The following is a 24,620-nucleotide window of genomic DNA, read 5'->3' as shown; positions in this document are numbered from 1 at the left end:
GCTTTTTTTAAGCATGCAGTTGTCTAGACAAGAAGAGCCGGTGTACCGCGAACTCGCGGACATCCTGCGCCGTGAACTGAGCAGCTACCAAGCCGGCGACTTCCTCCCCGGCGAGGTGCACATGGCGGAACGCTTCGGCGTCAACCGCCACACCCTGCGCCGCGCCATCGATGAGCTGGTGTTCGAGGGCAGCCTGTTGCGCCGCCAGGGCAAGGGCACCCAGGTGCTCGACCGGCCGCTGATCTACTCGATGGGCGCCGAGACCTCCTACAGCCAATCCTTGTCGGCCCAGGGTGTCGGTGTCGAGGCGGTGCTGCTCAAACGCCGCTACTGCTACGCCAGCCGCGAGGAAGCCGGGCACCTGGGCATCGCCGAAATGGCGCCGATGATCGAGCTGCAAACCCTGCGCAAACTCGACCACCAGCCCGTCAGCCTGATCCGCCATCGCTACTGCGCCAGCCGCGCGCCGTTGCTGGCCGACTACACCGGCGGCTCGTTGCGCCAGTACCTGCGTGAGCGTGACCTGCCGCTGACGCGCACCCAAAGCCTGATCGGTGCGCGCTTGCCCAACCGCGATGAAGCCGCGCTGCTGCTGATGCCCCGGCATTTGCCGGCCCTCACCGTGTTTACCCTTTCCTGCGATCGCGACGGCCGCCCGGTGGAGCTGGCGCAGTCCACCAGCCGTTCGGATCGCTTCCAGTACCAAGTGGTGACTTGATGGAGACCACGATGAACCTGTCCCCGCGTCAACACTGGATTGGCGTGCTTGCCCGCGCCCAAATCAGTGAACTGCAACCGCATGAAGCCGCGTTGAAAGACGTGGAATACCAGACCATTCGCGCTCCGGAAATCGGCATGACCCTGGTGCGCGGCCGCATGGGCGGCAATGGCGCGCCGTTCAATCTCGGCGAAATGAGCGTGACCCGCTGCGTGGTGCGCCTGGCTGATGGACGCACCGGCTACAGCTACCTGGCCGGGCGCGACAAGGTCCACGCCGAACTGGCCGCCCTGGCCGACGCCCACCTGCAAGGCGCTCATCCGAGCATTTGGCTCAGCGACCTGATCACCGCGCTGGCCAGTGCCCAGGCACAACGCCGTGCGGAAAAAGAAGCCGACACGGCGGCCACCAAGGTCGAGTTTTTCACCCTGGTGCGAGGAGAAAACTGATGAGTGCTCACCTGTTGCAACCGGCGTTTGTCGACCCGGTCCTGGATGCCCAGCGCGGCTTTCGCGCCGCCCTCAAGGCCCTGGCCGAACCGGGTTTGATCCAGCACCTGCCTTCGGCCCCGCGCCTCGAGGGGCTGGCGCCCGCGACCTACGCCTTGTGCCTGGCGCTGCTGGATTTGGACACGCCGCTATGGCTGGCGCCGAGCTTCGACACGCCGCTGATCCGCGCCAACCTGGCCTTCCACTGCGGTTGCCCGCTCACGGATAAGCGCGAGGACGCCGTGTTTGCACTGCTGGGCGAGCAAGACCTGCTCGACCTCGGCGGCTTCGACCACGGCAATGACCGCTATCCCGATCAGTCCTGCACGTTGCTGGTGCAGCTCACCGACCTGGAAGCCGGTCGCGGCCTGCTCTGGCGCGGCCCGGGCATCCAGGCCCAGCGCCGGGTGCACGTGCCGGTGCCACAAGCTTTCTGGCACGAGCGTCAGCGCCGCGAAGCCTTCCCCCGTGGCCTGGACGTGCTGTTCGCCGCCGGCCATCACTTGATCGGCCTGCCGCGCAGCAGCCGCATCGCAGAGGAGGACGCCTGATGTACGTAGCCGTCAAAGGTGGCGAACAGGCCATCGACAATGCCCACCGCCTGCTGGCAAAAAAACGCCGGGGCGATACCGCGATTCCTGAACTCAGTGTCGAGCAGATTCGCCAGCAACTGCCCCTGGCCGTGGCCCGCGTGATGACCGAGGGCTCGCTGTTCGACGCCGAACTCGCCGCGCTCGCGATCAAGCAAGCGGCGGGGGATCTGGTGGAGGCGATCTTCCTGTTGCGCGCCTACCGCACCACGTTGCCGCGCTTCAGCCCGAGCCTGCCGATCGACACCGCGCAAATGTCCTTGAGCCGGCGCTTGTCCGCCACGTTCAAGGACGTGCCCGGCGGCCAATTGCTCGGCCCGACTTTCGACTACACCCATCGGCTGCTGGATTTTGCACTGCTGGCCGAGGGCGAGTATCCGGGGCCGCAGACCACGCCCGAGGCGACGCTGGAAGCCTGCCCACGCGTGCTCGGTTTGCTCGCCAAGGAAGGCCTGATCAAGCACGAAACCGACGACAACGCGCGTGTCGCCGACATTACCCGCGACCCGTTGGAGTACCCCGCCAGCCGCGCCGAGCGCCTGCAGGCCCTGGCCCGTGGCGATGAAGGTTTCCTGCTGGCGCTGGGGTATTCGACCCAGCGCGGCTACGGCCGTAACCACCCGTTTGCCGGCGAGATTCGCATCGGCGACGTGGAGGTGTGGATCGACCCCGAAGAGCTGGGCTTCCCGATCTGCCTGGGCAGCATCGAAGTGACCGAGTGCGAGATGGTCAACCAGTTCGTCGGCTCGGCCACCGAGCTTGCGCAGTTCACGCGCGGTTATGGCCTGGCGTTCGGGCATGCCGAGCGCAAGGCCATGGGCATGGCGCTGGTCGACCGCGCACTGCGCGCCGGGGAATACAACGAAGAGATCGTCTCGCCGGCCCAGCGCGAGGAATTTGTGCTGGCGCATTGCGACAACGTCGAGGCGGCGGGCTTTGTTTCGCACCTCAAATTACCGCACTACGTGGACTTCCAGTCCGAACTGGAACTGATCCGCAAGCTGCGCCAACCGGCCGAGGGCACCCACCATGAATGACCTGACGCAAGCGCCGGTACGCGACCCGGCCTACAACTTCGCCTACCTCGACGAGCAGACCAAGCGCATGATCCGCCGCGCCTTGCTCAAGGCCGTGGCGATCCCCGGTTACCAGGTGCCGTTTGGCGGTCGCGAGATGCCGTTGCCGTATGGCTGGGGCACCGGCGGCATGCAACTGACCGCCGCGATCCTCGGCGCCGATGACGTGCTCAAGGTCATCGACCAAGGCGCCGACGACACCACCAACGCCGTCTCGATTCGCCGCTTCTTCGCGCGCACCGCGGGCGTCGCCACTACCGAGGCGACCCCTGAAGCAACGGTGATCCAGACCCGCCACCGCATACCGGAGACCCCGCTGCAGGCCGGCCAGGTCATGGTTTACCAGGTGCCGATCCCGGAACCGCTGCGCTTTATCGAACCGTCGGAAACCGAGACGCGCACCATGCACGCCCTGAATGATTACGGGGTGATGCACGTGAAGCTCTACGAAGACATCGCCACCTTTGGCCATATCGCCACCAGCTATGCGTACCCGGTGATGGTCGATGAGCGCTACGTGATGGACCCGTCGCCGATCCCCAAATTCGACAACCCCAAGCTCGACATGAGCCCGGCCTTGATGCTGTTCGGCGCCGGTCGCGAAAAGCGCCTGTACGCGGTGCCGCCCTACACCCAGGTCACCAGTCTGGACTTCGAGGATCACCCGTTCGAAGTGCAGCAGTGGGAGCACAACTGCGCCATCTGCGGCAGCCATGATTCGTTCCTCGATGAGCTGATTCTGGATGACGCCGGGACCCAGAGTTTCGTGTGTTCCGACACCTGGTATTGCGCCCAGCGGGTCAAGGAGAACAACCAGTGAGCCAGCCGTTATTGCAAGTCCGTGACCTGTCCCTGTTGTACGGCCCGGAGAAGGGTTGCCAGGGCGTCAGTTTTGACCTGTACCCCGGCGAAGTGCTGGGCATCGTCGGCGAGTCCGGCTCGGGCAAGTCCACCTTGCTCTCGCTGCTGAGCGGGCGTTTGCCACCGCAGGCGGGGAGCATCGGCTATCGCAGCAAGGACGGCGAATGGCTTGACCTCTACAGCGCCAGCGAAGCCGAGCGCCGCACCTTGCTGCGCACCGAATGGGGCTTTGTCGAGCAGAACCCCCGCGACGGCCTGCGCATGGGCGTGTCGGCCGGCGCGAATATCGGCGAGCGCCTGATGGCTCAGGGCGTGCGCAACTATGCGCAACTGCGCGGTGCCGGCCTGGACTGGCTGGGCCAGGTGGAAATCGATCCGCAGCGTATCGATGACCTGCCGCGCACTTTCTCGGGCGGCATGCAGCAGCGCCTGCAAATCGCCCGCAACCTGGTTTCGAGCCCGCGTCTGGTGTTCATGGATGAGCCAACCGGCGGCCTCGATGTGTCGGTGCAAGCGCGGCTGCTCGACCTGCTGCGCGGCCTGGTGCGTGAGCTGGACCTGGCGGTGGTGATCGTCACCCACGACCTGGCTGTGGCACGCCTGCTCGCTGATCGCCTGATGGTGATGCGTCGCTCGCGGGTGGTGGAAACCGGGTTGACCGACCAGATTCTCGACGATCCACAACACCCTTACTCTCAACTGCTGGTGTCTTCGGTACTGCAGCCATGACGAATGCCTTGATCGAGGTCCGTGACCTCTCGAAAACCTTCACCCTGCACCAGCAGCATGGGGTGGTGCTCAACGTGCTGCGCGGCGTGGGGTTCAGCGTGCAGGCGGGCGAATGCCTGGTACTGCATGGCCAGTCCGGCGCGGGTAAGAGCACCTTGCTGCGTACCCTGTATGGCAACTATCTGCCTGCGGGCGGCAGCATCCGCGTACGTCATGCGCAGGCGTGGCTGGAGCTGGTCGGCGCGGCGCCGCGCGACATTCTGCAGGTGCGCCAGCAGACCCTCGGTTACGTCAGCCAATTCCTGCGGGTGATCCCGCGCGTGGCGTGCCTGGATGTGGTCATGGAGCCGGCGCTGGCGCGTGGCTGGTCCAAGGTCGATGCGCAGTCGCGTGCCGAGCACTTGCTGGCGCGCCTGAACATCCCCCAGCGCCTGTGGCAACTGGCGCCCGGGACCTTCTCCGGTGGCGAGCAGCAGCGCGTCAACATCGCCCGTGGCTTCATGGTGGAGTGGCCGGTGATGCTGCTGGACGAACCCACTGCGTCGCTGGATGACAGCAACCGCCAGGTGGTGCTGGAGCTGATCAACGAAGCCAAGGCCGGCGGTGCCGCGCTGATCGGCATTTTCCACGACCGCGCTGCCCGTGAAGCGGTTGCCGACCGCCATTTCGATATGACCCCCACGCCCGTTGCCGAAGAGGAATACGCACATGCCCGCTGAACAGATCCTCAGTAATGCCCAGGTGGTCACCGCTGATCGCATGTTCCTCGGCAGCGTGGTGCTGCGCGACGGCAAGATCGTCGACATCGCCGAAGGTCGCAGCCAGTTGCCCCAGGCCCAGGATCTGGGCGGGGATTGCCTGCTCCCCGGCCTGGTGGAGTTGCACACCGACAACCTGGAAAAACACATGACCCCGCGCCCCGGCGTGGACTGGCCGTCGACCTCGGCGGTGCTCAGCCACGATGCGCAAATCATCGCGGCGGGCATCACCACGGTGTTCGATGCGGTGTCCATCGGCGACGTGAACCCCAAGGGCAATCGCATGAAGAAGCTGCCGGCGATGCTCGACGCGATCGCTGCGGCAGAAGGCGCCGGCCTGACGCGCGCCGAGCATCACCTCCACCTGCGCTGCGAGCTGTGCCACCCCGACACCCTCAGCGTGTTCCGCGACCTGGTGGAAAACCCGCTGGTGCGCCTGGTCTCCGTGATGGACCACTCGCCGGGCCAGCGCCAGTTCGTGCTCGAATCCAAGTACCGTGAGTACTACATGGGCAAGTACCACCTCAACGACGAAACCATGGACGCTTTTATCGTGCTGCAGATGGCCAACTCGCGGGAGTACAGCGACCGTTATCGCGCGGCCATCGTCGAGCATTGCCTGGGGCGCGGCCTGTCGGTGGCCAGCCATGACGACGCGACCCTGGCGCATGTGGAGGAGTCGGCGCGCTACGGCATGACCATCGCCGAATTCCCGACCACGCTGGAGGCGGCGAAGGGGTGTCAGGCACTCAACATGAAAGTCTTGATGGGCGCGCCGAACGTGGTGCGCGGTGGGTCGCACTCGGGTAATGTGGCCGCCGCCGGCCTGGCTGCCGAGGGATTGCTGGATATACTTTCCAGTGATTACTACCCGGCCAGCCTGTTGCAGGCTGCGTTCGTGCTGGCCGACCAGCAGGACGGCGGCGACCTGTCGCGGGCGGTCAAGATGATCAGCCTGGCGCCGGCGCAAGCGGCCGGGCTGACGGATCGCGGTGAAATTGCCATTGGCCTGCGCGCGGACCTGGTACAGGCCCGCAGCCGCGAAGGGCTTCCTGTAGTGCAACAAGTCTGGCGACAGGCGAAGAGGGTGTTTTGATGGCGGGCAGGTTGATCTATCTCATCGGGCCATCCGGTTCGGGCAAGGACAGCCTGCTGGATGCCGCACGCCCGCGCTTGGCCGAGCGCGGCTGCCGCATCGTGCGCCGCGTGATCACCCGCTCGGCGGAAGCGGTGGGTGAAGCGGCCCAGGGCGTGAGCCCGCAACAGTTCGCGGCGCTGCAGGCCGAGGGTGGATTTGCCCTCAGTTGGCAGGCCAATGGGTTGTCCTACGGGATTCCCCGGGAAATCGACGACTGGCTGGCGGCGGGGCAGGACGTGCTGGTCAACGGCTCGCGTGCGCACCTGGCGCAGACCCGCGAGCGCTATCCGAACCTGCTGGTGCTGTTGCTGACGGTGGATCAAGCCGTGTTGCGCCAGCGCCTGATCGCTCGAGGACGCGAGTCCCTGGCGGATATCGAGGAGCGCCTGGCACGCAATGCACGCTTCACGGCGCAGCTGATCAGCGGCAACGGCGCCGGGCTGTTCGTGCTGGACAATTCCGGCCCGCTGGAACACACCGTCGAGCGCCTGCTGTGCTGCCTCGACCACGGGCACTCGGCATGCGCCTGACCCTGCTCGGCACTAGTGACGCGCGGCAAGTCCCGGTGTATGGCTGCGAGTGCGCGGCTTGCGCAATGGCGCGCAGCGATGCAAGCCTGCGCCGCCGACCGTGCAGCGCGCTGATCGAATGCGGCGACCAGCGCTGGCTGATCGACAGCGGCTTGCCCGACCTCACCGAACGTTTCCCGCCGCGCAGTTTCAACGGGATTTTCCAGACCCACTATCACGCCGATCATGCGCAAGGCTTGCTGCACTTGCGCTGGGGCCAGGGGCTGGTGATACCGGTGCACGGCCCGGCGGATCCGGAAGGTTTGTCCGACCTCTACAAGCACCCCGGCATCCTCGATTTCAGCCAGCCGTTTGCCGCGTTCGAAACCCGGCAGTTCGGCGCGCTGAGCGTTACCGCGTTGCCGTTGCAACATTCCAGGCTGACCCTGGGTTACCTGCTGGAAGGCGAGGGGCGCCGCATCGCCTACCTCACCGACACCGTCGGCCTGCCACCTGCCACGCTGGCCTGGTTGCAACGCGAGCCGCTGGATGTGCTGGTGCTGGATTGCTCCATGCCGCCGCAGCCGCAAGCTCCGCGCAATCACAATGACCTGACGCTGGCGTTGCAGAGTATTGCCGACACCGGTGCGCAGTTGGGGGTACTGACCCATGTGGGGCATACGCTGGATGCATGGCTGCTGGAACATCGGCGCGAGTTGCCACGGCATGTGACCGTGGGGTGGGATGGCCGGGTGCTTTAGCGCGGGCGCCGGTCAAGCGGCAAGGTCCTGACCCACGGGAAAACCACCATGAAAAAGTTGAGCGAATGTATCCGTGTCAGGGCGGCTTTGAAGCAGTGGGCGCCGGTCAATTGTGTGGGTATATATTTTTATCGCGTGGAATCAACAGGTTTTCAGCTTCGCCCATGTGTGTCTGGTTTTTTGAAGTGCAAGTGTTTTTTCGCGTGTTTTAGCAGGTGTTGCCCCACGCCGCGCTGTTGCAAGACGAACTAAATAAAGGCTGTTGCGCACTCATTTTTGCAGGGAAATTCAATCGGCCGATGCTCACGTGTCTGGCTCATTTATCCTCTAGAAAGAGCGCAAATTCCCATGATCAGTTCTGAGTCTTTATCGCGTACACCCCCACAGCAAACCTTGCCGCTTGCCGATCCCGGGCCGTTTGGCGTGGGCGCCAGCGGCAAGCCGACCTACACCACCGACCAGGCGGGCAAGCACATCACCCGCGACAACCTGCACTTTCACGACCGCAATAACGACAACAAGATAGATCTTTCCTACACCGTCGATCCCACTTTCTCTGCTGTGCAGCAGCAACGTGTGCGCCAGGCCGCCCAGTCCTGGCAGGACGTGGCCAATATCAGTTTCAGGGAGCAGGCAGCAGGTGCGGACTGCACGGTTCACGTCAAGAACAACCCACGTGGAGACCGTGGCGTCGCCATCTCACCCACGCGCGCCACCAGCAGTACCACCGCAACGATTGGCACACTGAAATCAGGCAGTTCACCGGGGCTGGACAGCCACTTTTCGCTCACCGCCGTGCATGAAATCGGACACGCCATCGGCCTGCAGCATCCGGGTAACTACAATGGCGGTGGTTCCAATTATGACAATGGCGCTGTGTATGCCGGTGACACCAAGGCGCGCAGTGTCATGAGCTACTGGTCCGAAAAGCATCAGGCCGGTCATGATTTTCGCCACTCCAACCCCAGCGCGCCGATGATGGATGACATTGCCGCGGTGCAGCGGCTGTATGGGGCCAATCACCAGACCCGCAAGACCGACACCACCTATGGCTTCAACTCCAATACCGAGCGCGAAGCTATGACCCTCAAGAGCGCCACGGACAAACCCATCTTCTGCGTCTGGGATGGCGGGGGGGACGATACCCTGGATTTTTCCGGGTTTGCCCAGAACCAGAACATCAGCCTGAAGGCCGAGTCGTTTTCCGATGTGGGTGGCTTGAAGGGCAATGTCTCCATCGCCAAAGGCTGTACGGTTGAGAACGCCATCGGCGGTGCCGGACGGGATGTGTTGACGGGCAATGACGCGAAAAATCGCCTCAAGGGCGGTGCGGGGGCCGACACATTGCGCGGCGGTGGGGGCGCGGATACGTTTATCTACGACAAGGCCAGTGACTCCACACCGCAGCAGCCGGACGTGATCGAGGACTTCACCACCGGGGTCGACAGGCTCGATGTCTCGGGCGCCTTGAGAGAGGCGGGGGTCGGCGCCCTGGTGTTTACTGACCGGTTCAGTGGCCGGGCCGGGGAGGCTGTGCTCAAGCATGACGCTGCCACGGGTCGTTCAAGCCTGGAGATCGACCTGAAGGGCACGGGCAATGCCGGCTTCATGCTCAAGAGCATCGGCCAGATCAAGCCGGGGGATGTGCTGTGGCAGGGGCAAACGGTGCCGAAGGTCGTGCCAGCACCAGTACCGGCGCCGTCGCCAGCACCCGTCCCCGCACCACCGCTACCGGCACCGCTTGATCCGACGGCAGGCATGGTCTCAGTGTTAAGCGAAATGCTCGCCACGGCGCTATCGACCTTGCTGCAGTTGGTGCTGAACGTTGTCAGGCGTTGATCAGCGCTTCGACATACTCCACAAACGCGCGTGCCTTGGCGCTCGCCATCCGGCCGGTGGGGAACACTGCCCACAAATCCCGGGGCGGCAAGTGCCAGTCGGCCAGCACGCGCTTGACCTCGCCGCTGGCCAGCTCCGGCGCGAACATCCAGCTGGAAGAGAGCGTCAGGCCCAGATGGCTCAGTACGGCGGCGCGCACGCCTTCCGCCGCCGTCACGCGCACGCGGCCATGGGCAACGAGCGGGTAATGCGTGTCGCCTTGGGTAAAGTTCCAGTGCGAGCCTTCGCCTCGGGTGTAGATGATCGCCTGGTGCTGCAGCAAGTCCGCCGGGGTGGCGGGCTCGCCGAAGCGTTCGAAGTAGGCCGGCGTGCCGAGGATCACGCAGGGTGATTCACCGATCTTGCGCGCCGTGAGGCTGGAGTCATCCAGGTTGCCCATGCGCAGGGCGACGTCGATGCCTTCTTCCACCAGATTGAGCGTGCGGTCATCGAGCACCACGTCGACATTCACCCCCGGGTACTGCTCCAGGAAACCGCCCAGGTGCGGAATGATATGCATGCGGGCGAAGGTCACCGCTGCGCTGATACGCAGGTTGCCCGACAGCCCGGCGCCGGCTCCCCGGGCGGCGTCGTCGGCCTCGTTGGCTTCGTCGATGGCGCGCCGGGCTTTCTCGAAAAACGCCAGGCCAGCCTCGGTGGGCGTAAGGCCACGGGTCGAACGCAACACCAGGCGCACCGCCAGGCGTGCTTCCAATTGCGCGATGCTCTTGGACACGGCGGGCTGGCCGATGCCCAGGCGCTTGGCAGCGGCCGAGAACGAACCGGTTTCGACAACGTGAACGAAAGTTTCCATGGCGGTAAGACGGTCCATCGGGTGTCCTTGGGTTATCGGGTGAGGGCGTCGAGCAGCGCCGAGGGTTCCGGGCGTTGAGTGTAATCCGGGTTGACCTCGGCGTAACGAATCACGCTGTCCTGGCCGATCACATAGCGGGCGGGCATGGGCAGTGTCCAGGCCGGATCGTCGTTGATCAGCGGCAGGTTGTTGCCCAGCGCCTTGTAGAGTTCGATCAAATAATCCGGCAATTGAAAGCGCAGCCCGAACGCATCGGCGACGTCGTTGTGGGTGTCACTGAGGATCGGGAACCCCAGCGCGGCAATGCGCGTGGATTTGCGGCTGTTGGCGGCCGTTTGCGGCGACAGGGCCAGCAACTGGGCGCCGGCCGCCTTCAGGGTCGGCAGAAACGCCTGCAACGCCTGCAGTTCCATCGTGCAGTACGGGCACCACACGCCTCGGTAGAACGTCAGCACCAGCGGCCCCTGGGCCAGCAGCCTGGCCGAGGACACCGCGTTGCCGTCGGCGTCCTTGAGGCTGAACAGGGGCGCTTTGTCTCCCACCTTGAGGGCACGTTGTGCTGCACCGCTGGCGATCAGCTCGGCGGTGGCGCGCTCCATGATCGGATGGATATGCGCGGGTGCGTTATAGGGCGGCTTGCCCGCTTTGAAGTCAGCGCGGAAGGCATCAAGTGTGGCTTGAAGTGTCATGGCGGTAGTCCCTCGGGAGATGAGCCGGCTTGGCTGGAGGGGATGATGGGCGCGGCGGTGCGCGGGTAGAAGCGGGCTGCCGGGCATAGGATTCATGCGTCGAAGGAATGAATGCGTGTAATACCAACATTCGGTAAAACAGCCGCCAGTCGGGATCCCCGATTCTGTGCTTGAGTAAAGGTAACTCTAGGGTTACTTTTATTCCGACCAAGCCAAGGAGGCTGCGGTGCAAAGCAGGCTATTGATCAAGGAGCTGCAAGAGGCGGGTTGGGTGCTGGATCGGGTCACGGGCAGTCATCACATTTTTACTCACCGCTATAACCCGTACACGATCCCGGTGCCGCACCCCAAGAAGGACCTGCCGCAGGGCACCGTCAGAAGCATCAGGAAACGCGCCGGGCTGTTTCAGTTTTAAGGAGAGCATTCATGCAATACCCAATCTGTATCGAATGGGGCGATGACTTTACCGCCACCGGTATTCAGATCCCCGATATTCCAGGCGCGGTCACCGCCGGGGACAGTTTCGAAGAGGCGTACAACGCCGCCGTGGAAGTCGCGCACATCATGCTGCAAGAAATCGCCGCCGAAGGTGGGCCGATTCCGATGCCCACGTCGGTGGCCAATCATCACGCCCATGAAGACTACGCCGGGATGGGCTGGGGCATGCTCGAGCTGGACATCTCGCCCTATCTGGGCAAGACCGAGAAGGTCAACGTGACCTTGCCCGGTTATGTCATCCAGCGCATCGACCGTTATGTGCGCGAGCACAAGGTCAAGAGCCGCTCGTCATTCCTGGCGGACGCGGCCTTGGAGAAGCTGGTGCGCTCTTAGGGGCGATCAGGCCGTGGCGACCGTGGCCTGGCGCGAAGCGCTCAGGAAGCGCAACAGCGCCACCAGCGGGAACGCACTGCCCACCAGCATCACGCCCAGCCAGCCACCGTGCTCGTAGACGCTGCTGGCAATCGCCGAGCCGAAGGCGCCGCCGATGAAGATGCTGGTCATGTACAACGCGTTGAGGCGGCTGCGGCTGTTGGCGTCGAGGGCATAGATCGCGCGTTGGCCGAGGACCATGTTCATCTGCACGCAGAAGTCCAGGACCACGCCGGTCACCGCCAGGCCGATCACGCTATACAGCGGGTGCACGAAGGCTGGCAGGAAGCTCAGCACGGCAAACAGCATGGCCAGCAGTGAGGCGCGGTGAGTGTGACCGGCATCGGCCAGGCGGCCGGCGATGGGCGCAGCGATGGCACCCAGGGCACCGACCAGTGCGAACAACGCGATCTCACTTTGGCTCAGGCCATGATTGCGCGCCAGCTCCAGCGGTGCGGCGGTCCAGAACAGGCTGAAGGTGGCAAACATGCAGCCCTGGTAGAACGCACGTTGGCGCAGCAGGGGTTGTTCACGCAACAAGGTGCCGAGCGAGCCGAGCAATTGGCCATAGCTGGCGCTGTGGTCAGGCTGGCGCTTGGGGATGGTCAGCATCAGCACCACGCTGATGAACGCCATCAACGCGGCCGCCGCCATGAACATCGCCCGCCAGCCGAAGTGGTCCGCGACCACGCTGGACACCGGCCGCGCCAGCAGAATGCCGAGCAGCAGCCCGCCCATGATGCTGCCCACCACCCGGCCACGGGATTCGGCGGGTGCCAGGTGGGCGGCCAGCGGGATCAGGATTTGCACCGACACCGAACTGAAGCCGATCAGTAACGACACCAGCAGGAACAGGTTCGGCTGCTCGGTGAAGGCCGCGCCCAGCAGGCTCGCAATGGCCACCACGGTGGTGGTGATCATCAGCTTGCGGTTTTCCAGCAGGTCGCCCAGCGGTACCAGGAAAAACAGGCCGAGGGCATAACCGATTTGCGTCAGGGACACGATCAGGCTGGCCATCGCCGGGGTGAGGCCGATGTCCGGCGCGATCAGTTCGATGATCGGCTGCGCGTAGTAGATGTTGGCGACGATGGCGCCGCAGCAGAACGCAAACAGCATCACCATCGCGCGGGTCATGGTGGTTGTAGGGTGTGAGGTAGCGTTCATGGTGTTCTCATAAAAGCGGAGGAAGTAGGCGAGCGAGAGTAGAGACAAGGTGCGACGGCGAGTAGGCCGCTGGTGGTGATAACACTCATGCCGGGAATTAATGACTGAAACGTTAACTTTCGCGTCGAACGGCAATGATACATTCAGACACAACTGCCGAAACAGGAAATCCATTGCGATGAAGATCACGTTGAACAAGATGCTCCTGGCTTCCACCCTTGCCGCCGCCATGGCTGTCGGCCTGGCGAACGCGGCCGATACCCCACGCGTGGGTGTGCGTGGCGCCATCACGGCGATCGACGGCGACGCGATGCACGTCAAGGTCAACAGTGGTGAAGACGTCACCGTGCACCTGACAAAAGACACCCAGGTCCGTGCCGTAACGCTGGCGAAGATCGACGAGATCAAGCCCGGCAGCTACATCGGCTCGGCCGCCATGCCCAACGCCGACGGCACCCTGACTGCCCTCGAAGTGCATGTGTTCCCGCCGGCGATGGCCGGCACGGGCGACGGGCACCGGGCGTTCGACCTCAAAGAAGGCAGCAGCATGACCAACGGCACGGTCGGCGACCTGGTGGTCAGCAACGGGCGGACGTTGACCGTCAAATACAAAGGGGGCGAGCAGAAGATCGTGGTGCCGGATGATGTGCCGATCGTCAACCTGGAGCCAGGCGACCGCAGCTTGCTCAAGCCGGGGGTGAAGGTGGTGATGTTTGCGGCGAAGGACGCGGACGGGACAGTGACGGCGCAGGCTATCTCGGCCGGCAAGGATGGCGTGACACCGCCGATGTAAGAGCCAGGCGCATCCCCCAATGCAGGCGCTGGCTGGCCTGCGATAGCATCACCTCGGTATGCCTGATACGTCGAGGTGTCTGCATCGCAGGCCAGCCAGCTCCCACACGGGGCTGCGTTTGTTCAGTTATTGACCGCTGTAGATCTGGTCGAAAACACCGCCATCATTGAAGTGGGTTTTCTGCACGGTGCGCCAGTCGCCGAAGGTCTTCTCTACCGAGAGGAATTCGACTTTCGGGAAGCGGTCGGTGTACTTGGCCAGTACCTTCGCGTCGCGTGGACGCAGGTAGTTGTTGGCGGCGATTTCCTGGCCTTCCGGCGACCACAGGTACTTCAGGTAGTCTTCGGCGGCCGCGCGGGTGCCTTTCTTCTCGACCACTTTGTCGACCACCGACACCGGCGGCTCGGCTTCGGCAGAGACGCTTGGGTAGATCACTTCGAACTGATCACGGCCGAATTCGCGGGCGATCATTTCTGCTTCGTTTTCAAAGGTCACCAGCACGTCGCCGATCTGGTTGGTCATGAACGTGGTGGTCGCGGCGCGGCCACCGGTGTCCAGCACAGGTGCCTGCTTGAACAGCTTGCCGACAAAGGCCTTGGCCTTGTTCTCGTCGCCGCCGTTTTTCAGCACATAGCCCCAGGCCGACAGGTAGGTGTAGCGGCCGTTACCGGAAGTCTTCGGGTTGGGCACGATCACTTGCACGCCGTCTTTCAACAGATCCGGCCAGTCTTTCAGGGCTTTGGGATTGCCCTTGCGCACGATAAACACCGTGGCGGAGGTGAACGGCGCGCTGTTGTTCGGCAGGCGCGTGACCCAGTTGTCCGGCACCAGCTTGCCATTGTCGGCCAGGGCGTTGATGTCGGTGGCCATGTTCATGGTGATCACGTCAGCCGGCAGGCCGTCGATCACCGAGCGCGCTTGTTTACTGGAGCCGCCGAAGGACATCTGCAGGGTCAGCTTGTCGTTCGGGTGCTCGGCGTCCCAGTGTTTCTGGAAGGCGGCGTTGTAGTCCTTGTAGAAGTCGCGCATCACGTCATACGAGACGTTGAGCAGAGTGACCGGGGCTGCCTGGACGGCGCCCGCCAGGGCAAGGCCGGCGGCCAGTAGAGAGGCGCTAACGAGTTTTTTCACTGCTCATTCCTTGTTGTTCGAGAAGGTTATCGATTGAGTGAGGGCATTTTGCCAGCGACTATAGCTGGGCCTGCATAGACGTTTAAAGATTAAAACGCACTTTGCTTATTCCACTTTCTTAAACAGCGCATTGCCACAGCGCGAGCAGAACGCCGCGTTGGGCTCGTGGCTGTTCTTGTTGCACACCGGGCAGTCGGTTTGCAGTTGCTCACCGCGCATGGCACTGGCCAGTTCGGCGGTAAAAATCCCCGTCGGCACGGCGATGATCGAGTAACCGGTGATCATCACCAGTGACGAAATCACCTGGCCCAGCGGAGTCTTGGGCACGATATCGCCAAAGCCCACGGTGGTCAGGGTCACGATCGCCCAATAGATGCCCTTGGGAATGCTGGTAAACCCGTGTTCCGGGCCTTCGATCACGTACATCAAGGTGCCGAATACGGTGACCAGGGTGCACACGCTGACCAGGAACACCACGATCTTCTGCTTGCTGCCGCGCAGCGCGGCCATCAGGTAATTGGCCTGCTTGAGGTAAGGGCTGAGCTTGAGCACGCGGAAGATCCGCAGCATCCGGATGATGCGGATGATCAGCAGGTACTGGGCGTCGCTGTAATACAGCGCGAGGATGCCAGGGACGATGGCGAGCAAATCCACCAGCCCATAGAAGCTGAAGGCATAGCGCAGCGGCTTGGGCGAGCAGTACAGGCGCAGGCCGTACTCGATGGCGAAAATGATGGTGAAGCCCCACTCGATGTAGGCCAGCACGTCGGCGTAGTTATCGTGGACGGTCTGGATACTGTCGAGGATCACAATCACCAGGCTGGCGAGGATGATCAGCAGCAAGGTGCTGTCGAAGCGCCGGCCGGCCGCTGTGTCGCTTTGGAAAACCATGACGTAGAGCCGCTGACGCCAGTCGTTGTTGCTGTCCATAAAGCCCGCCTGAATCGAATATCGAGCAAGCCTAGGGGGATTCGAAGGGGCTGTCCATGCGGGGTTTACCCAGCATCCGGCGACCGGCACGCACCAGCCAGCACGCGAGGATGAACGGGGCGGTCAACGCCGGCAGGTGCAGGGCGGCAAAGCCTGGGGTGAGGACGATTGCCAGCAGGATGCCGAGCAGCGGTTGCCAGGCTTGGCGGCGCGTCTGGCACAGGGCCAGGGCCGCCAGCGCGGGGTTGTAGCTGTGCAGGCCGAGCAGGGCGCTGGCGGTCTCATCGAGCAGCAGCGCGATCAGCACTCCGCAGAGGGCGCCGGTCAAGGCCCAGAGGGCGGCGCGCCGGTTGGCCAGCCACAGGCCAAGCGCGATCAGCGCACCGGCCAGGGGCTGGTCGAGCAGCATGATTTGCGCGAGCCCGGTAAAGGGCGCGGCCAGGATGGCCAGGGTGTCGGCTTCGCCGAGTGCAAACGTGCTCGGCGGCACGCTGCCCAGTAACAGCCAGCCCAGGCCGACAAACGGCGCGGTGTAGGCGGGCAGGTCATCGGGGCGGGTTGCGTGTTTGAGCCATTGTCGCGTGAGCATCGCGCTCAAGCCGCCGCACGCGAGGATCAGCGGTGGCAGCACGGCTGACCAGGCAAAGTGCTGGCTGATCAGCAAGCCCAGCAATACGCCGTTGTAGCTATACAGGCCGGCCTGGCGTTCGGCCTTGGGATAACCCCGGCGCTGGGCCGTGAGCAAACCGGCGACGCCTCCCAGCAACGCCCCACCGAGCAGGGCCGGGGCGCCGATCAGGATGGCCAGCAGGCACAGCAGGCCACATAGAGGATGGCGCTGCAGGAAGATCTGGCTGAAGCCGTTGAGCAAGGCTTCGGCCCAGTCGGGGCAGGATTGGTTGGGCATGGTGGGTGAGTCTGAGGGACCGAGTTGCCCCCAATCGCCGGCAAGCCAGCTTCACATTTGAATCGGTTCACCAATCAAAATGTGGGCGCCGGGCTTGCCCGCGATGAGGCCTGGACAGACGCTAGATCAACGTCTCGATACGCAGCGAATTGGTTGACCCCGGTTGCCCGAACGGCACTCCCGCGGTAATCACCAACGTATCCCCGCGCTGCGCCATCCCCTGGGCCTGGGCGATCTCCAGTGCGGTCGAACACACTTCATCGACCTGACGCAGCCGATCATTGACCACCGAATGCACGCCCCACGCCACGCTCAAGCGGCGCGCAGTGGAGAGGTTCGGCGTGAGGTTGAGGATCGGCGCCACCGGCCGTTCCCGCGCCGCGCGCAGGCTGGAGCTGCCGGACTCGCTGTAGTTCACCAGCACCGCCACCGGCAGGATGCTGCTGATCCGCCGGATCGCACAGCTGATGGCGTCCGACACCGTGGCGTCCGCCTTGGGCCGGCTGACGTCCAGTTGCGTCTGGTAGTCCGGGCCGTTTTCGACCTGGCGGATGATCTTGCTCATCATCTGCACGGCTTCCAGGGGGTACTCGCCGGACGCGGTTTCCGCCGACAGCATCACCGCATCGGCGCCTTCGGCCACGGCGTTGGCGACATCGGTGACTTCGGCGCGAGTCGGTGCCGGGGAGAAACGCATGGACTCGAGCATCTGCGTGGCCACCACCACCGGCTTACCCAACTGGCGGCAGGTGCTGATGATGTCTTTCTGGATCTGCGGCACGCTCTCGGCGGGCACTTCCACACCCAGGTCGCCCCTGGCCACCATGATCGCGTCGCTCAGCTCGGCGATTTCCTGCAGGCGCTGCACGGCCGAGGGCTTCTCGATCTTGGCCATCAGGAACGCTTTGTCGCCGATCAACTCACGGGCTTCGCGGATGTCTTCCGGGCGTTGCACGAACGACAGCGCCACCCAGTCCACACCCAGCTCCAGGCCGAAGCTCAGGTCGCGGCGATCCTTGGCGGTGAGCGGGCTGAGTTCCAGCAGCGCTTGTGGGACATTCACACCTTTGCGGTCGGACAATTCGCCGCCATTCAGCACCGTGGTGTCGATGGCATCCGCATGCTTGGTGATGACCCGCAGGCGCAATTTGCCGTCATCCAGCAACAGGTCCATGCCGGGCTCCAGCGCCGCGATGATTTCCGGGTGCGGCAGGTTGATACGACGCTGGTCGCCCGGTGTGGGGTCCAGGTCCAGGCGCAGGGCCTGGCCACGCACCAATTGCACCTTGCCTTCGGCAAAGCGCCCGACCCGCAGCTTCGGTCCTTGCAGGTCCATGAGGATGCCCAGCGGGTAGTTCAGCTGGCGCTCGACCTGGCGAATCCACTGGTAGCGCTGGGCGTGATCGGCGTGCTCGCCGTGGCTGAAGTTGAGGCGGAAGATATTCACGCCGGCCTCCACCAGCTCGCGGATATCATCGATACCGTCGGTGGCCGGGCCCAGGGTGGCGAGGATTTTGACCTTCTTGTCAGGCGTCATGTTTGGCAGTCTCAAGGATCAGGATGGCGCGGAAATCATTGACGTTGGTGCGCGTCGGTTCGGTGACGATCAAGCCCTCGAGCGCGGCGAAATAGCCGTAGCCGTTGTTGTTATCCAGCTCGTCGCTGGCCGACAGGCCCAAGGCCTCGGCGCGGGCATAGCTGCAGGGGGTCATGATGGCGCCGGCGTTGTCTTCGGAGCCGTCGATGCCGTCGGTGTCACCGGCCAGGGCGTACACGCCCGGCAAGCCCTTGAGGCTGTCGGTCAGGCTCAGCAGGAATTCGGCATTGCGCCCGCCACGGCCATTGCCGCGCACGGTGACGGTGGTTTCGCCACCGGAGAGGATCACGCAGGGCGCCGCCAGTGGCTGGCCATGCTGCACGATTTGTCGGGCGATGCCGGCGTGCACCTTGGCCACGTCCCGCGCTTCGCCTTCAAGGTCGCCGAGGATCAGCGGGCTGAACCCGGCCTGGCGGACTTTCACCGCGACCGCTTCGAGGGATTGCTGCGGGCGCGCGATCAATTGGAAGTGGCTGCGCGCGAGTGCCGGGTCACCGGGCTTGACGGTTTCCGAGGCCGGGTTCTGCAACCAGCTGCGTACCGAGGCGGGGGCGTCGATGCCGTAGCGCTTGAGGATCGCCAGCGCCTGTTGCGACGTGCTCGGGTCGCCAACGGTGGGGCCGGAAGCAATCACCGTGGCCTGGTCACCCGGCACATCGGAAATCGCATAGGTGTAGACCGTCGCCGGCCAGGCCGCCTTGGCCAGTCGGCCGCCCTTGATCGCCGAGAGGTGCTTGCGCACGCAATTCATCTCGCCAATGGTGGCGCCGGATTTGAGCAGGGCTTTGTTGATGGCTTGCTTGTCGGCCAGGGTGACGCCCTCGGCGGGCAGGGCGAGCAGTGCAGAGCCGCCGCCAGACAGCAGGAAGATCACGCGGTCGTCTTCAGTCAGGTTGCTGATCAATGCCAGCACGCGTTTGGCCACGGCGAGGCCGGCGGCATCGGGGACCGGGTGGGCGGCCTCGACCACTTCGATTTTCTTGCACGGCGCGCCGTGGCCGTAGCGCGTGACCACCAGGCCGGAGACTTCGCCCTGCCAGGCGTTTTCCACCACCAGCGCCATGGCGGCGGCGGCTTTGCCGGCGCCGATCACGATCACTCGGCCGCTGCGGTCGGTGGGCAGATAAGGTTCGAGGACTTGCCGGGGGTGGGCGGCGTCGATGGCTGTGGCAAACAGCGCGCGAAGCAGGTGTTGCGGATCGACCGACATAAGCGGGCTCCCGGGGGATTCTTGTTATTAGGGGGGCATCAATTCCAGGCTGGAATGCGATCAAATGTGGGAGCGGGCTTGCTCGCGAATGCGTTCTGACATTCAACATCCATGCTGACTGATACACCGCTTTCGCGAGCAAGCCCGCTCCCACATTCGACCGCACTCAAAGGTGGAAGCGGGGTGGGTTACTTATCGCGAATCGAAAAATTCGCCATATGCTCCAGCCCCTTGATCAGCGCCGAATGGTCCCAGTTGCCGCCGCCGATCGCCGTGCAGGTGCTGAACACCTGTTGGGTGCCAGCGGTGTTCGGCAGGTTGATCCCCAGCTCCTTGGCACCGGCAAGGGCCAGGTTCAGGTCCTTCTGGTGCAGGTTGATGCGGAAGCCCGGATCGAAGGTGCCCTTGATCATGCGCTCGCCATGCACTTCGAGGATCTTCGAGGAGGCAAAGCCGCCCATCAGCGCTTCACGCACCTTGGCCGGGTCGGCGCCGTTCTTCGAGGCGAACAGCAGCGCTTCGGCCACCGCCTGGATATTCAGCGCGACGATGATCTGGTTAGCCACCTTGGCCGTCTGGCCATCGCCATTGCCACCCACCAGGGTGATGTTCTTGCCCATGCTCTGGAACAGGGCCAGGGCGCGTTCGAAGGTCTGCGGCTCGCCACCGACCATGATGCTCAGGGTGCCGGCCTTGGCGCCGACTTCACCGCCGGACACTGGCGCATCCAGGTACTGCGCGCCGGTCTGGTTGATCTTGGCGGCGAACGCCTTGGTGGCGGTGGGGGAGATCGAACTCATGTCGATCACCACCTTGTTGGGTGACAGGCCGGCGGCGACACCGTCGGCGCGGAACAGCACGTCATCGACCTGCGGGGTGTCGGGCACCATGACGATGATGAACTCGGCTTCCTGGGCGACTTGCTGCGGGTTGGCCAACGCGATGGCACCCGCGCCGATCAGCTCGGCCGGCGCCTTGCCATGATGCTCGGAGAGAAACAGTTGGTGGCCTGCTTTTTGCAGGTTGGCGGCCATGGGTTGGCCCATGATGCCGGTGCCGATGAATCCGATTTTAGCCATGACGAAAATCCTCTCTTTATTCGATGTGAGAGCTGCTTTTTGTGGGAGCTGGCTTGCCTGCGATGGCATTACCTCGGTTTAACTGAGAGACCGAGTTGCCTGCATCGCAGGCAAGCCAGCTCCCACACAAGCCCTGCTTTCACATTGGTTTTGTGTTGTTCAATCAGATCGCGTTGTGGGTTTTGAGCCAGCCCAAACCCGCTTCGGTGGTGGTCAGCGGCTTGTATTCACAGCCGACCCAGCCCGAGTAACCGATGCGGTCCAGATGCTCGAACAGGAAGCGATAGTTGATCTCGCCAGTACCCGGCTCATTGCGCCCGGGGTTGTCCGCCAGCTGGATATGGTTGATCTCGCCCAGGTGCGCGGCCATTGTGCGGGCCAGGTCGCCTTCCATGATTTGCATGTGATAGATGTCGTATTGCAGGAACAGGTTGGCGCTGCCCACTTGCTCGCGAATCGACAGGGCCTGCGCGGTGTTGTTGAGGTAGAAGCCGGGGATGTCGCGGGTGTTGATGGCTTCCATCACCAGCTTGATGCCCACCGCTTGCAGCTTGTCGGCCGCGTACTTGAGGTTGGCGACGAACGTCTTTTCCAGGGTTGCGTCATCGATACCGGCAGGCCGGATCCCCGCCAGGCAGTTGATCTGGGTATTGCCCAGCACCTCGGCGTAGGCGATGGCCAGGTTGACCCCGGCGCGGAACTCCTCGACCCGATCCGGGTGGCACGCCAGGCCGCGCTCGCCCTTGGCCCAATCACCGGCCGGCAGGTTGAACAGCACTTGGGTCAGGCCATGGGCATCGAGTTGTGCCTTGATTTCGGCGGAGCTGAACTCATACGGGAACAGGTACTCGACCCCTTCGAAACCGGCCTCGGCGGCGGCTTTGAAGCGGGCGAGAAAGTCCTGCTCGGTAAACAGCATGGACAGGTTGGCGGCAAAGCGCGGCATAGGGTTCTCCTTAATCGAGCAGGGAAATGGCAGTCGGCGCATCGTTGCCGACCAGGGCCAGATCTTCGAATTCGTTGACGGCGTTGATCTCGGTGCCCATGGAAATATTGGTCACGCGCTCCAGGATGATCTCGACGATCACCGGCACCTTGAATTCCTCGATCATCTCCTGCGCCTTGCGCAGGGCCGGCTGGATCTGGCCCGGCTCGAACACGCGCAGGGCCTTGCAACCCAGGCCTTCGGCGACGGCGACGTGGTCGACGCCATAACCGTTGAGCTCCGGGGCGTTGAGGTTGTCGAAGGACAGCTGGACGCAGTAGTCCATTTCAAAACCGCGCTGGGCCTGGCGGATCAGCCCCAGGTAGGAGTTGTTCACCACCACGTGGATGTACGGCAGCTTGAATTGCGCGCCCACCGCCAGCTCTTCGATCATGAACTGGAAGTCATAGTCGCCGGACAACGCCACCACCTTGCGGCTCGGGTCGGCCTTGACCACGCCGAGCGCTGCGGGGATGGTCCAGCCCAACGGGCCGGCCTGGCCGCAGTTGATCCAGTGGCGCGGCTTGTACACGTGGAGGAATTGCGCGCCGGCAATCTGCGACAGGCCGATGGTGCTGACGTAGCAGGTGTCTTTGCCGAACACCTGGTTCATCTCTTCGTACACCCGTTGCGGCTTGACCGGCACCGCGTCGAAGTGGGTCTTGCGCTGCAGGGTGGCCTTGCGCTGCTGGCAATCATGCAGCCAGGCGCTGCGGTCCTTGAGCTTGCCGGCGGCTTTCCACTCGCGCGCCACCTCAATGAACAGGGTCAGCGCGGAACCGGCGTCGGAGACGATGCCCAGGTCCGGGGTGAACACGCGGCCAATCTGCGTCGGCTCGATGTCGACGTGAATGAACTTGCGGCCTTCGGTGTAGACCTCCACCGAACCGGTGTGGCGGTTGGCCCAGCGGTTGCCGATGCCGAGCACCACGTCCGACTTGAGCATCGTCGCGTTGCCATAGCGGTGGGACGTTTGCAGGCCGACCATGCCGACCATCAGCGGGTGGTCGTCGGGGATGGTGCCCCAGCCCATCAGGGTCGGGATCACCGGGATACCAGTGAGCTCGGCGAACTCCACCAGCAGTTCGCTGGCGTCGGCATTGATCACGCCACCGCCGCTGACCAGCAACGGCCGCTCAGCGGCATCGAGCAGGGCCAGGGCCTTTTCTACCTGGATGCGGGTTGCCAGCGGCTTGGCCAGGGGCAGCGGCTGGTAGGCGTCGATGTCGAATTCGATCTCGGCCATCTGCACGTCGAACGGCAGGTCGATCAACACTGGGCCTGGGCGGCCGGAGCGCATTTCGTAGAAGGCTTTCTGGAACGCGTAGGGCACCTGGCCAGGTTCGAGCACGGTGGTCGCCCACTTGGTCACGGGCTTGACGATGCTGGTGATGTCGACGGCCTGGAAGTCTTCCTTGTGCATCCGTGCACGCGGGGCTTGGCCGGTGATGCACAGGATCGGGATCGAGTCCGCCGAAGCGCTGTAGAGGCCGGTGACCATGTCGGTGCCCGCCGGGCCCGAAGTGCCGATGCACACGCCGATATTACCGGCCTTGGTGCGGGTGTAACCCTCGGCCATGTGCGAGGCGCCTTCAACGTGGCGAGCAAGGACGTGATCGATGCCACCGACCTTCTGCAAGGCCGAATACAGCGGGTTGATCGCGGCGCCAGGGATACCGAAGGCGGTGTCCACGCCTTCACGGCGCATCACCAGGACGGCGGCTTCGATTGCTCTCATTTTGCTCATGATTTTGGTGCCTCTTGCGTTTTGTAATTGTATACAAGTGGTGTCTGGATAAAGTGTATTCACGGCGAGCGGCGCAGGTCAATCCATTTTGTTCGCGGCCCTTTGCGTTCGGCGGAAGGCATTTTTTCGACGTATGGAGTGTTTGTGCGAAATTATTGTATACAAAATTAATTGTCATTGTGTTCTATTTGTTTGATCGAGCATCTGATCAGACAGACCTCCACCGCTTTCCCAATAACAAAAGAAGGACGGCACCATGAGCGCTTTAACCTTGAAAATCGCCACCCAGCTCGCCAGTCAGGCCCTCAACGCAGGGCGCACGCTGTCGACGGCGCCGCTGACCATCGCGGTCCTCGACAGTGGCGGCCACTTGATCACCCTGCAACGCGAAGACGGCGCCAGCCTGCTGCGCCCGCAGATCGCCATCGGCAAGGCCTGGGGCGCGATTGCGCTGGGCAAGGGCTCGCGCTTGTTGGCACTGGACGCGCAGCAGCGCCCGGCGTTTATCGCGGCATTGAACAGCCTGGGGCAGGGCAGCGTGGTCCCGGCACCGGGCGGGGTATTGATTCGAGATCGAGAGGGGGTGGTACTGGGGGCGATCGGGATCAGTGGCGACACATCGGACATCGACGAGCAATGCGCGATCACCGCAATCGAGGGCGTGGGGTTGTTGGCGGATGCGGGGGTGCCCGCGTGATTTGAAGTGACGGTGCGGGCCTCTTCGCGAGCAAGCCCGCTCCCACATTTTGAATGCATTCCAAGTGTGGGAGCGGGCTTGCTCGCGAAAGCGGCGACGCGGTCTCGGCACTAAACCCAGATCACCTCCCACAACGGATCACCCCAATCCCCCCAACAACCCGGCTCCCACATTCGGAATGCAGTCCAAATGTGGGAGCGGGCTTGCTCGCGAAGGCGGCGACGCGGTCCCGGCACTAAACCCAGATCACCTCCCACAACGGATCACCCCAATCCCCCCAACAACCCGGCTCCCACATTCGGAATGCGGTCCAAATGTGGGAGCGGGCTTGCTCGCGAAAGCGGCGACGCGGTCTCGGCACTAAACCCAGATCACCTCCCACAACGGATCACGCCAATCCCCCCAACAACCCGGCTCCCACATTCGGAATGCAGTCCAAATGTGGGAGCGGGCTTGAACTGGCCTAATGATTTTGGACACCTCAATCGGGCGCTATGATGG

26 protein-coding genes are annotated in these 24,620 nt (G+C 63.6%); 15 read left to right on the top strand and 11 right to left on the bottom strand.

Annotated elements, in window-relative coordinates; translation table 11 throughout:
- Positions 1-13: 13 nt before the first annotated feature.
- The 11 genes from phnF (at position 14) to NTD80_RS02280 (ending at position 9,467) form a co-directional block, all read left to right on the top strand.
- Entirely contained in the window at positions 14-718 is a 705-nt protein-coding gene (gene phnF, locus NTD80_RS02330) for a phosphonate metabolism transcriptional regulator PhnF (RefSeq protein WP_162946071.1), read from the top strand.
- 11 nt (positions 719-729) lie between these two features.
- Positions 730-1,167 carry a phosphonate C-P lyase system protein PhnG gene (gene phnG, locus NTD80_RS02325; protein ID WP_410017402.1) on the top strand — a complete coding sequence of 146 codons (438 nt, stop codon included), beginning with the start codon at positions 730-732 and terminating at the stop codon, positions 1,165-1,167.
- Positions 1,167-1,757: a phosphonate C-P lyase system protein PhnH gene (phnH, locus tag NTD80_RS02320; protein WP_262131995.1), complete on the top strand. Its 591-nt coding sequence runs from the start codon at positions 1,167-1,169 to the stop codon at positions 1,755-1,757. The genes phnG and phnH overlap by 1 nt, the downstream gene beginning before the upstream one ends.
- Positions 1,757-2,833: a carbon-phosphorus lyase complex subunit PhnI gene (locus tag NTD80_RS02315; RefSeq protein ID WP_262131993.1), complete on the top strand. Its 1,077-nt coding sequence runs from the start codon at positions 1,757-1,759 to the stop codon at positions 2,831-2,833. Before phnH ends, NTD80_RS02315 begins: the two co-directional genes overlap by 1 nt.
- Positions 2,826-3,692 (top strand): alpha-D-ribose 1-methylphosphonate 5-phosphate C-P-lyase PhnJ, encoded by an 867-nt coding sequence (locus NTD80_RS02310; protein WP_106804712.1) that lies wholly within the window; start codon positions 2,826-2,828, stop codon positions 3,690-3,692. Before NTD80_RS02315 ends, NTD80_RS02310 begins: the two co-directional genes overlap by 8 nt.
- The gene (gene phnK / locus NTD80_RS02305) at positions 3,653-4,462 is read left to right on the top strand and encodes a phosphonate C-P lyase system protein PhnK (RefSeq protein WP_168167060.1); all 810 of its coding nucleotides are present in this window, start codon (positions 3,653-3,655) and stop codon (positions 4,460-4,462) included. Before NTD80_RS02310 ends, phnK begins: the two co-directional genes overlap by 40 nt.
- Entirely contained in the window at positions 4,459-5,181 is a 723-nt protein-coding gene (gene phnL / locus NTD80_RS02300) for a phosphonate C-P lyase system protein PhnL (RefSeq protein WP_262131991.1), read from the top strand. Before phnK ends, phnL begins: the two co-directional genes overlap by 4 nt.
- Entirely contained in the window at positions 5,171-6,316 is a 1,146-nt protein-coding gene (locus NTD80_RS02295; protein ID WP_262131990.1) for an alpha-D-ribose 1-methylphosphonate 5-triphosphate diphosphatase, read from the top strand. Before phnL ends, NTD80_RS02295 begins: the two co-directional genes overlap by 11 nt.
- Entirely contained in the window at positions 6,316-6,888 is a 573-nt protein-coding gene (phnN, locus tag NTD80_RS02290) for a phosphonate metabolism protein/1,5-bisphosphokinase (PRPP-forming) PhnN (protein ID WP_262131989.1), read from the top strand. The genes NTD80_RS02295 and phnN overlap by 1 nt, the downstream gene beginning before the upstream one ends.
- Complete coding sequence (gene phnP / locus NTD80_RS02285) at positions 6,879-7,628, top strand: phosphonate metabolism protein PhnP (protein WP_262131988.1); 750 nt, start codon at positions 6,879-6,881, stop codon at positions 7,626-7,628. The genes phnN and phnP overlap by 10 nt, the downstream gene beginning before the upstream one ends.
- 348 nt (positions 7,629-7,976) lie before the next feature.
- Positions 7,977-9,467 (top strand): M10 family metallopeptidase C-terminal domain-containing protein, encoded by a 1,491-nt coding sequence (locus NTD80_RS02280; RefSeq protein WP_262131986.1) that lies wholly within the window; start codon positions 7,977-7,979, stop codon positions 9,465-9,467.
- Here the strand turns inward: NTD80_RS02280 and NTD80_RS02275 are convergent.
- Complete coding sequence (locus NTD80_RS02275) at positions 9,457-10,338, bottom strand: LysR family transcriptional regulator (RefSeq protein WP_106804706.1); 882 nt, start codon at positions 10,336-10,338, stop codon at positions 9,457-9,459. The two genes, NTD80_RS02280 and NTD80_RS02275, sit on opposite strands and share 11 nt — an antisense overlap.
- Before the next feature lie 14 nt (positions 10,339-10,352).
- Complete coding sequence (locus tag NTD80_RS02270; RefSeq protein WP_262131984.1) at positions 10,353-11,009, bottom strand: peroxiredoxin-like family protein; 657 nt, start codon at positions 11,007-11,009, stop codon at positions 10,353-10,355.
- 226 nt (positions 11,010-11,235) lie between these two features.
- Here NTD80_RS02270 and NTD80_RS02265 point away from each other — a divergent pair, with 226 nt between their 5' ends.
- Together NTD80_RS02265 and NTD80_RS02260 are read left to right on the top strand one after the other, a co-directional pair.
- On the top strand, positions 11,236-11,424 hold the full coding sequence (locus NTD80_RS02265) for a type II toxin-antitoxin system HicA family toxin (RefSeq protein ID WP_138816053.1): 189 nt from the start codon (positions 11,236-11,238) through the stop codon (positions 11,422-11,424).
- Between the two features lie 11 nt (positions 11,425-11,435).
- Positions 11,436-11,840 (top strand): type II toxin-antitoxin system HicB family antitoxin, encoded by a 405-nt coding sequence (locus NTD80_RS02260; RefSeq protein WP_016978509.1) that lies wholly within the window; start codon positions 11,436-11,438, stop codon positions 11,838-11,840.
- Positions 11,841-11,846: 6 nt separating this feature from the next.
- On the opposite strand, the gene NTD80_RS02255 is transcribed toward NTD80_RS02260, so the two are convergent.
- Positions 11,847-13,043, bottom strand: coding sequence for an MFS transporter (locus tag NTD80_RS02255; protein ID WP_106804704.1), 1,197 nt, complete (start codon positions 13,041-13,043; stop codon positions 11,847-11,849).
- A gap of 178 nt (positions 13,044-13,221) precedes the next feature.
- Between NTD80_RS02255 and NTD80_RS02250 the strand changes: the two genes are divergently transcribed.
- Positions 13,222-13,836 (top strand): DUF5666 domain-containing protein, encoded by a 615-nt coding sequence (locus NTD80_RS02250; RefSeq protein ID WP_262131979.1) that lies wholly within the window; start codon positions 13,222-13,224, stop codon positions 13,834-13,836.
- 126 nt (positions 13,837-13,962) lie between these two features.
- Here NTD80_RS02250 and NTD80_RS02245 read toward each other — a convergent pair whose 3' ends face one another.
- The 8 genes from NTD80_RS02245 to gcl all read right to left on the bottom strand — a co-directional run bounded on the left by NTD80_RS02245 (position 13,963) and on the right by gcl (position 23,422).
- Positions 13,963-14,967: a sulfate ABC transporter substrate-binding protein gene (locus NTD80_RS02245; protein ID WP_065901602.1), complete on the bottom strand. Its 1,005-nt coding sequence runs from the start codon at positions 14,965-14,967 to the stop codon at positions 13,963-13,965.
- 105 nt (positions 14,968-15,072) lie between these two features.
- Positions 15,073-15,897 (bottom strand): ion transporter, encoded by an 825-nt coding sequence (locus NTD80_RS02240; protein WP_065901600.1) that lies wholly within the window; start codon positions 15,895-15,897, stop codon positions 15,073-15,075.
- A gap of 31 nt (positions 15,898-15,928) precedes the next feature.
- Entirely contained in the window at positions 15,929-16,804 is an 876-nt protein-coding gene (locus tag NTD80_RS02235) for an urea transporter (protein WP_262131977.1), read from the bottom strand.
- 121 nt (positions 16,805-16,925) lie between these two features.
- On the bottom strand, positions 16,926-18,341 hold the full coding sequence (pyk, locus tag NTD80_RS02230) for a pyruvate kinase (RefSeq protein ID WP_262131976.1): 1,416 nt from the start codon (positions 18,339-18,341) through the stop codon (positions 16,926-16,928).
- On the bottom strand, positions 18,331-19,611 hold the full coding sequence (locus tag NTD80_RS02225) for a glycerate kinase (RefSeq protein WP_262131975.1): 1,281 nt from the start codon (positions 19,609-19,611) through the stop codon (positions 18,331-18,333). The genes pyk and NTD80_RS02225 overlap by 11 nt, the downstream gene beginning before the upstream one ends.
- 188 nt (positions 19,612-19,799) lie before the next feature.
- A complete protein-coding gene (locus NTD80_RS02220; RefSeq protein ID WP_262131974.1) occupies positions 19,800-20,690 on the bottom strand; it encodes a 2-hydroxy-3-oxopropionate reductase in 891 nt (296 codons plus the stop codon).
- Positions 20,691-20,853: 163 nt separating this feature from the next.
- Positions 20,854-21,636: a hydroxypyruvate isomerase gene (hyi, locus tag NTD80_RS02215; protein WP_262131972.1), complete on the bottom strand. Its 783-nt coding sequence runs from the start codon at positions 21,634-21,636 to the stop codon at positions 20,854-20,856.
- Between the two features lie 10 nt (positions 21,637-21,646).
- A complete protein-coding gene (gene gcl, locus NTD80_RS02210) occupies positions 21,647-23,422 on the bottom strand; it encodes a glyoxylate carboligase (RefSeq protein WP_065901588.1) in 1,776 nt (591 codons plus the stop codon).
- Positions 23,423-23,678: 256 nt separating this feature from the next.
- Here gcl and NTD80_RS02205 point away from each other — a divergent pair, with 256 nt between their 5' ends.
- On the top strand, positions 23,679-24,119 hold the full coding sequence (locus tag NTD80_RS02205) for a GlcG/HbpS family heme-binding protein (RefSeq protein ID WP_065901586.1): 441 nt from the start codon (positions 23,679-23,681) through the stop codon (positions 24,117-24,119).
- Positions 24,120-24,620 lie beyond the last annotated feature (501 nt).

Source organism: Pseudomonas sp. 13B_2.1_Bac1, assembly GCF_025466155.1.
GTDB lineage: Bacteria > Pseudomonadota > Gammaproteobacteria > Pseudomonadales > Pseudomonadaceae > Aquipseudomonas > Aquipseudomonas aylmerensis.
This window is presented reverse-complemented; position numbering and strand designations above follow the sequence as displayed.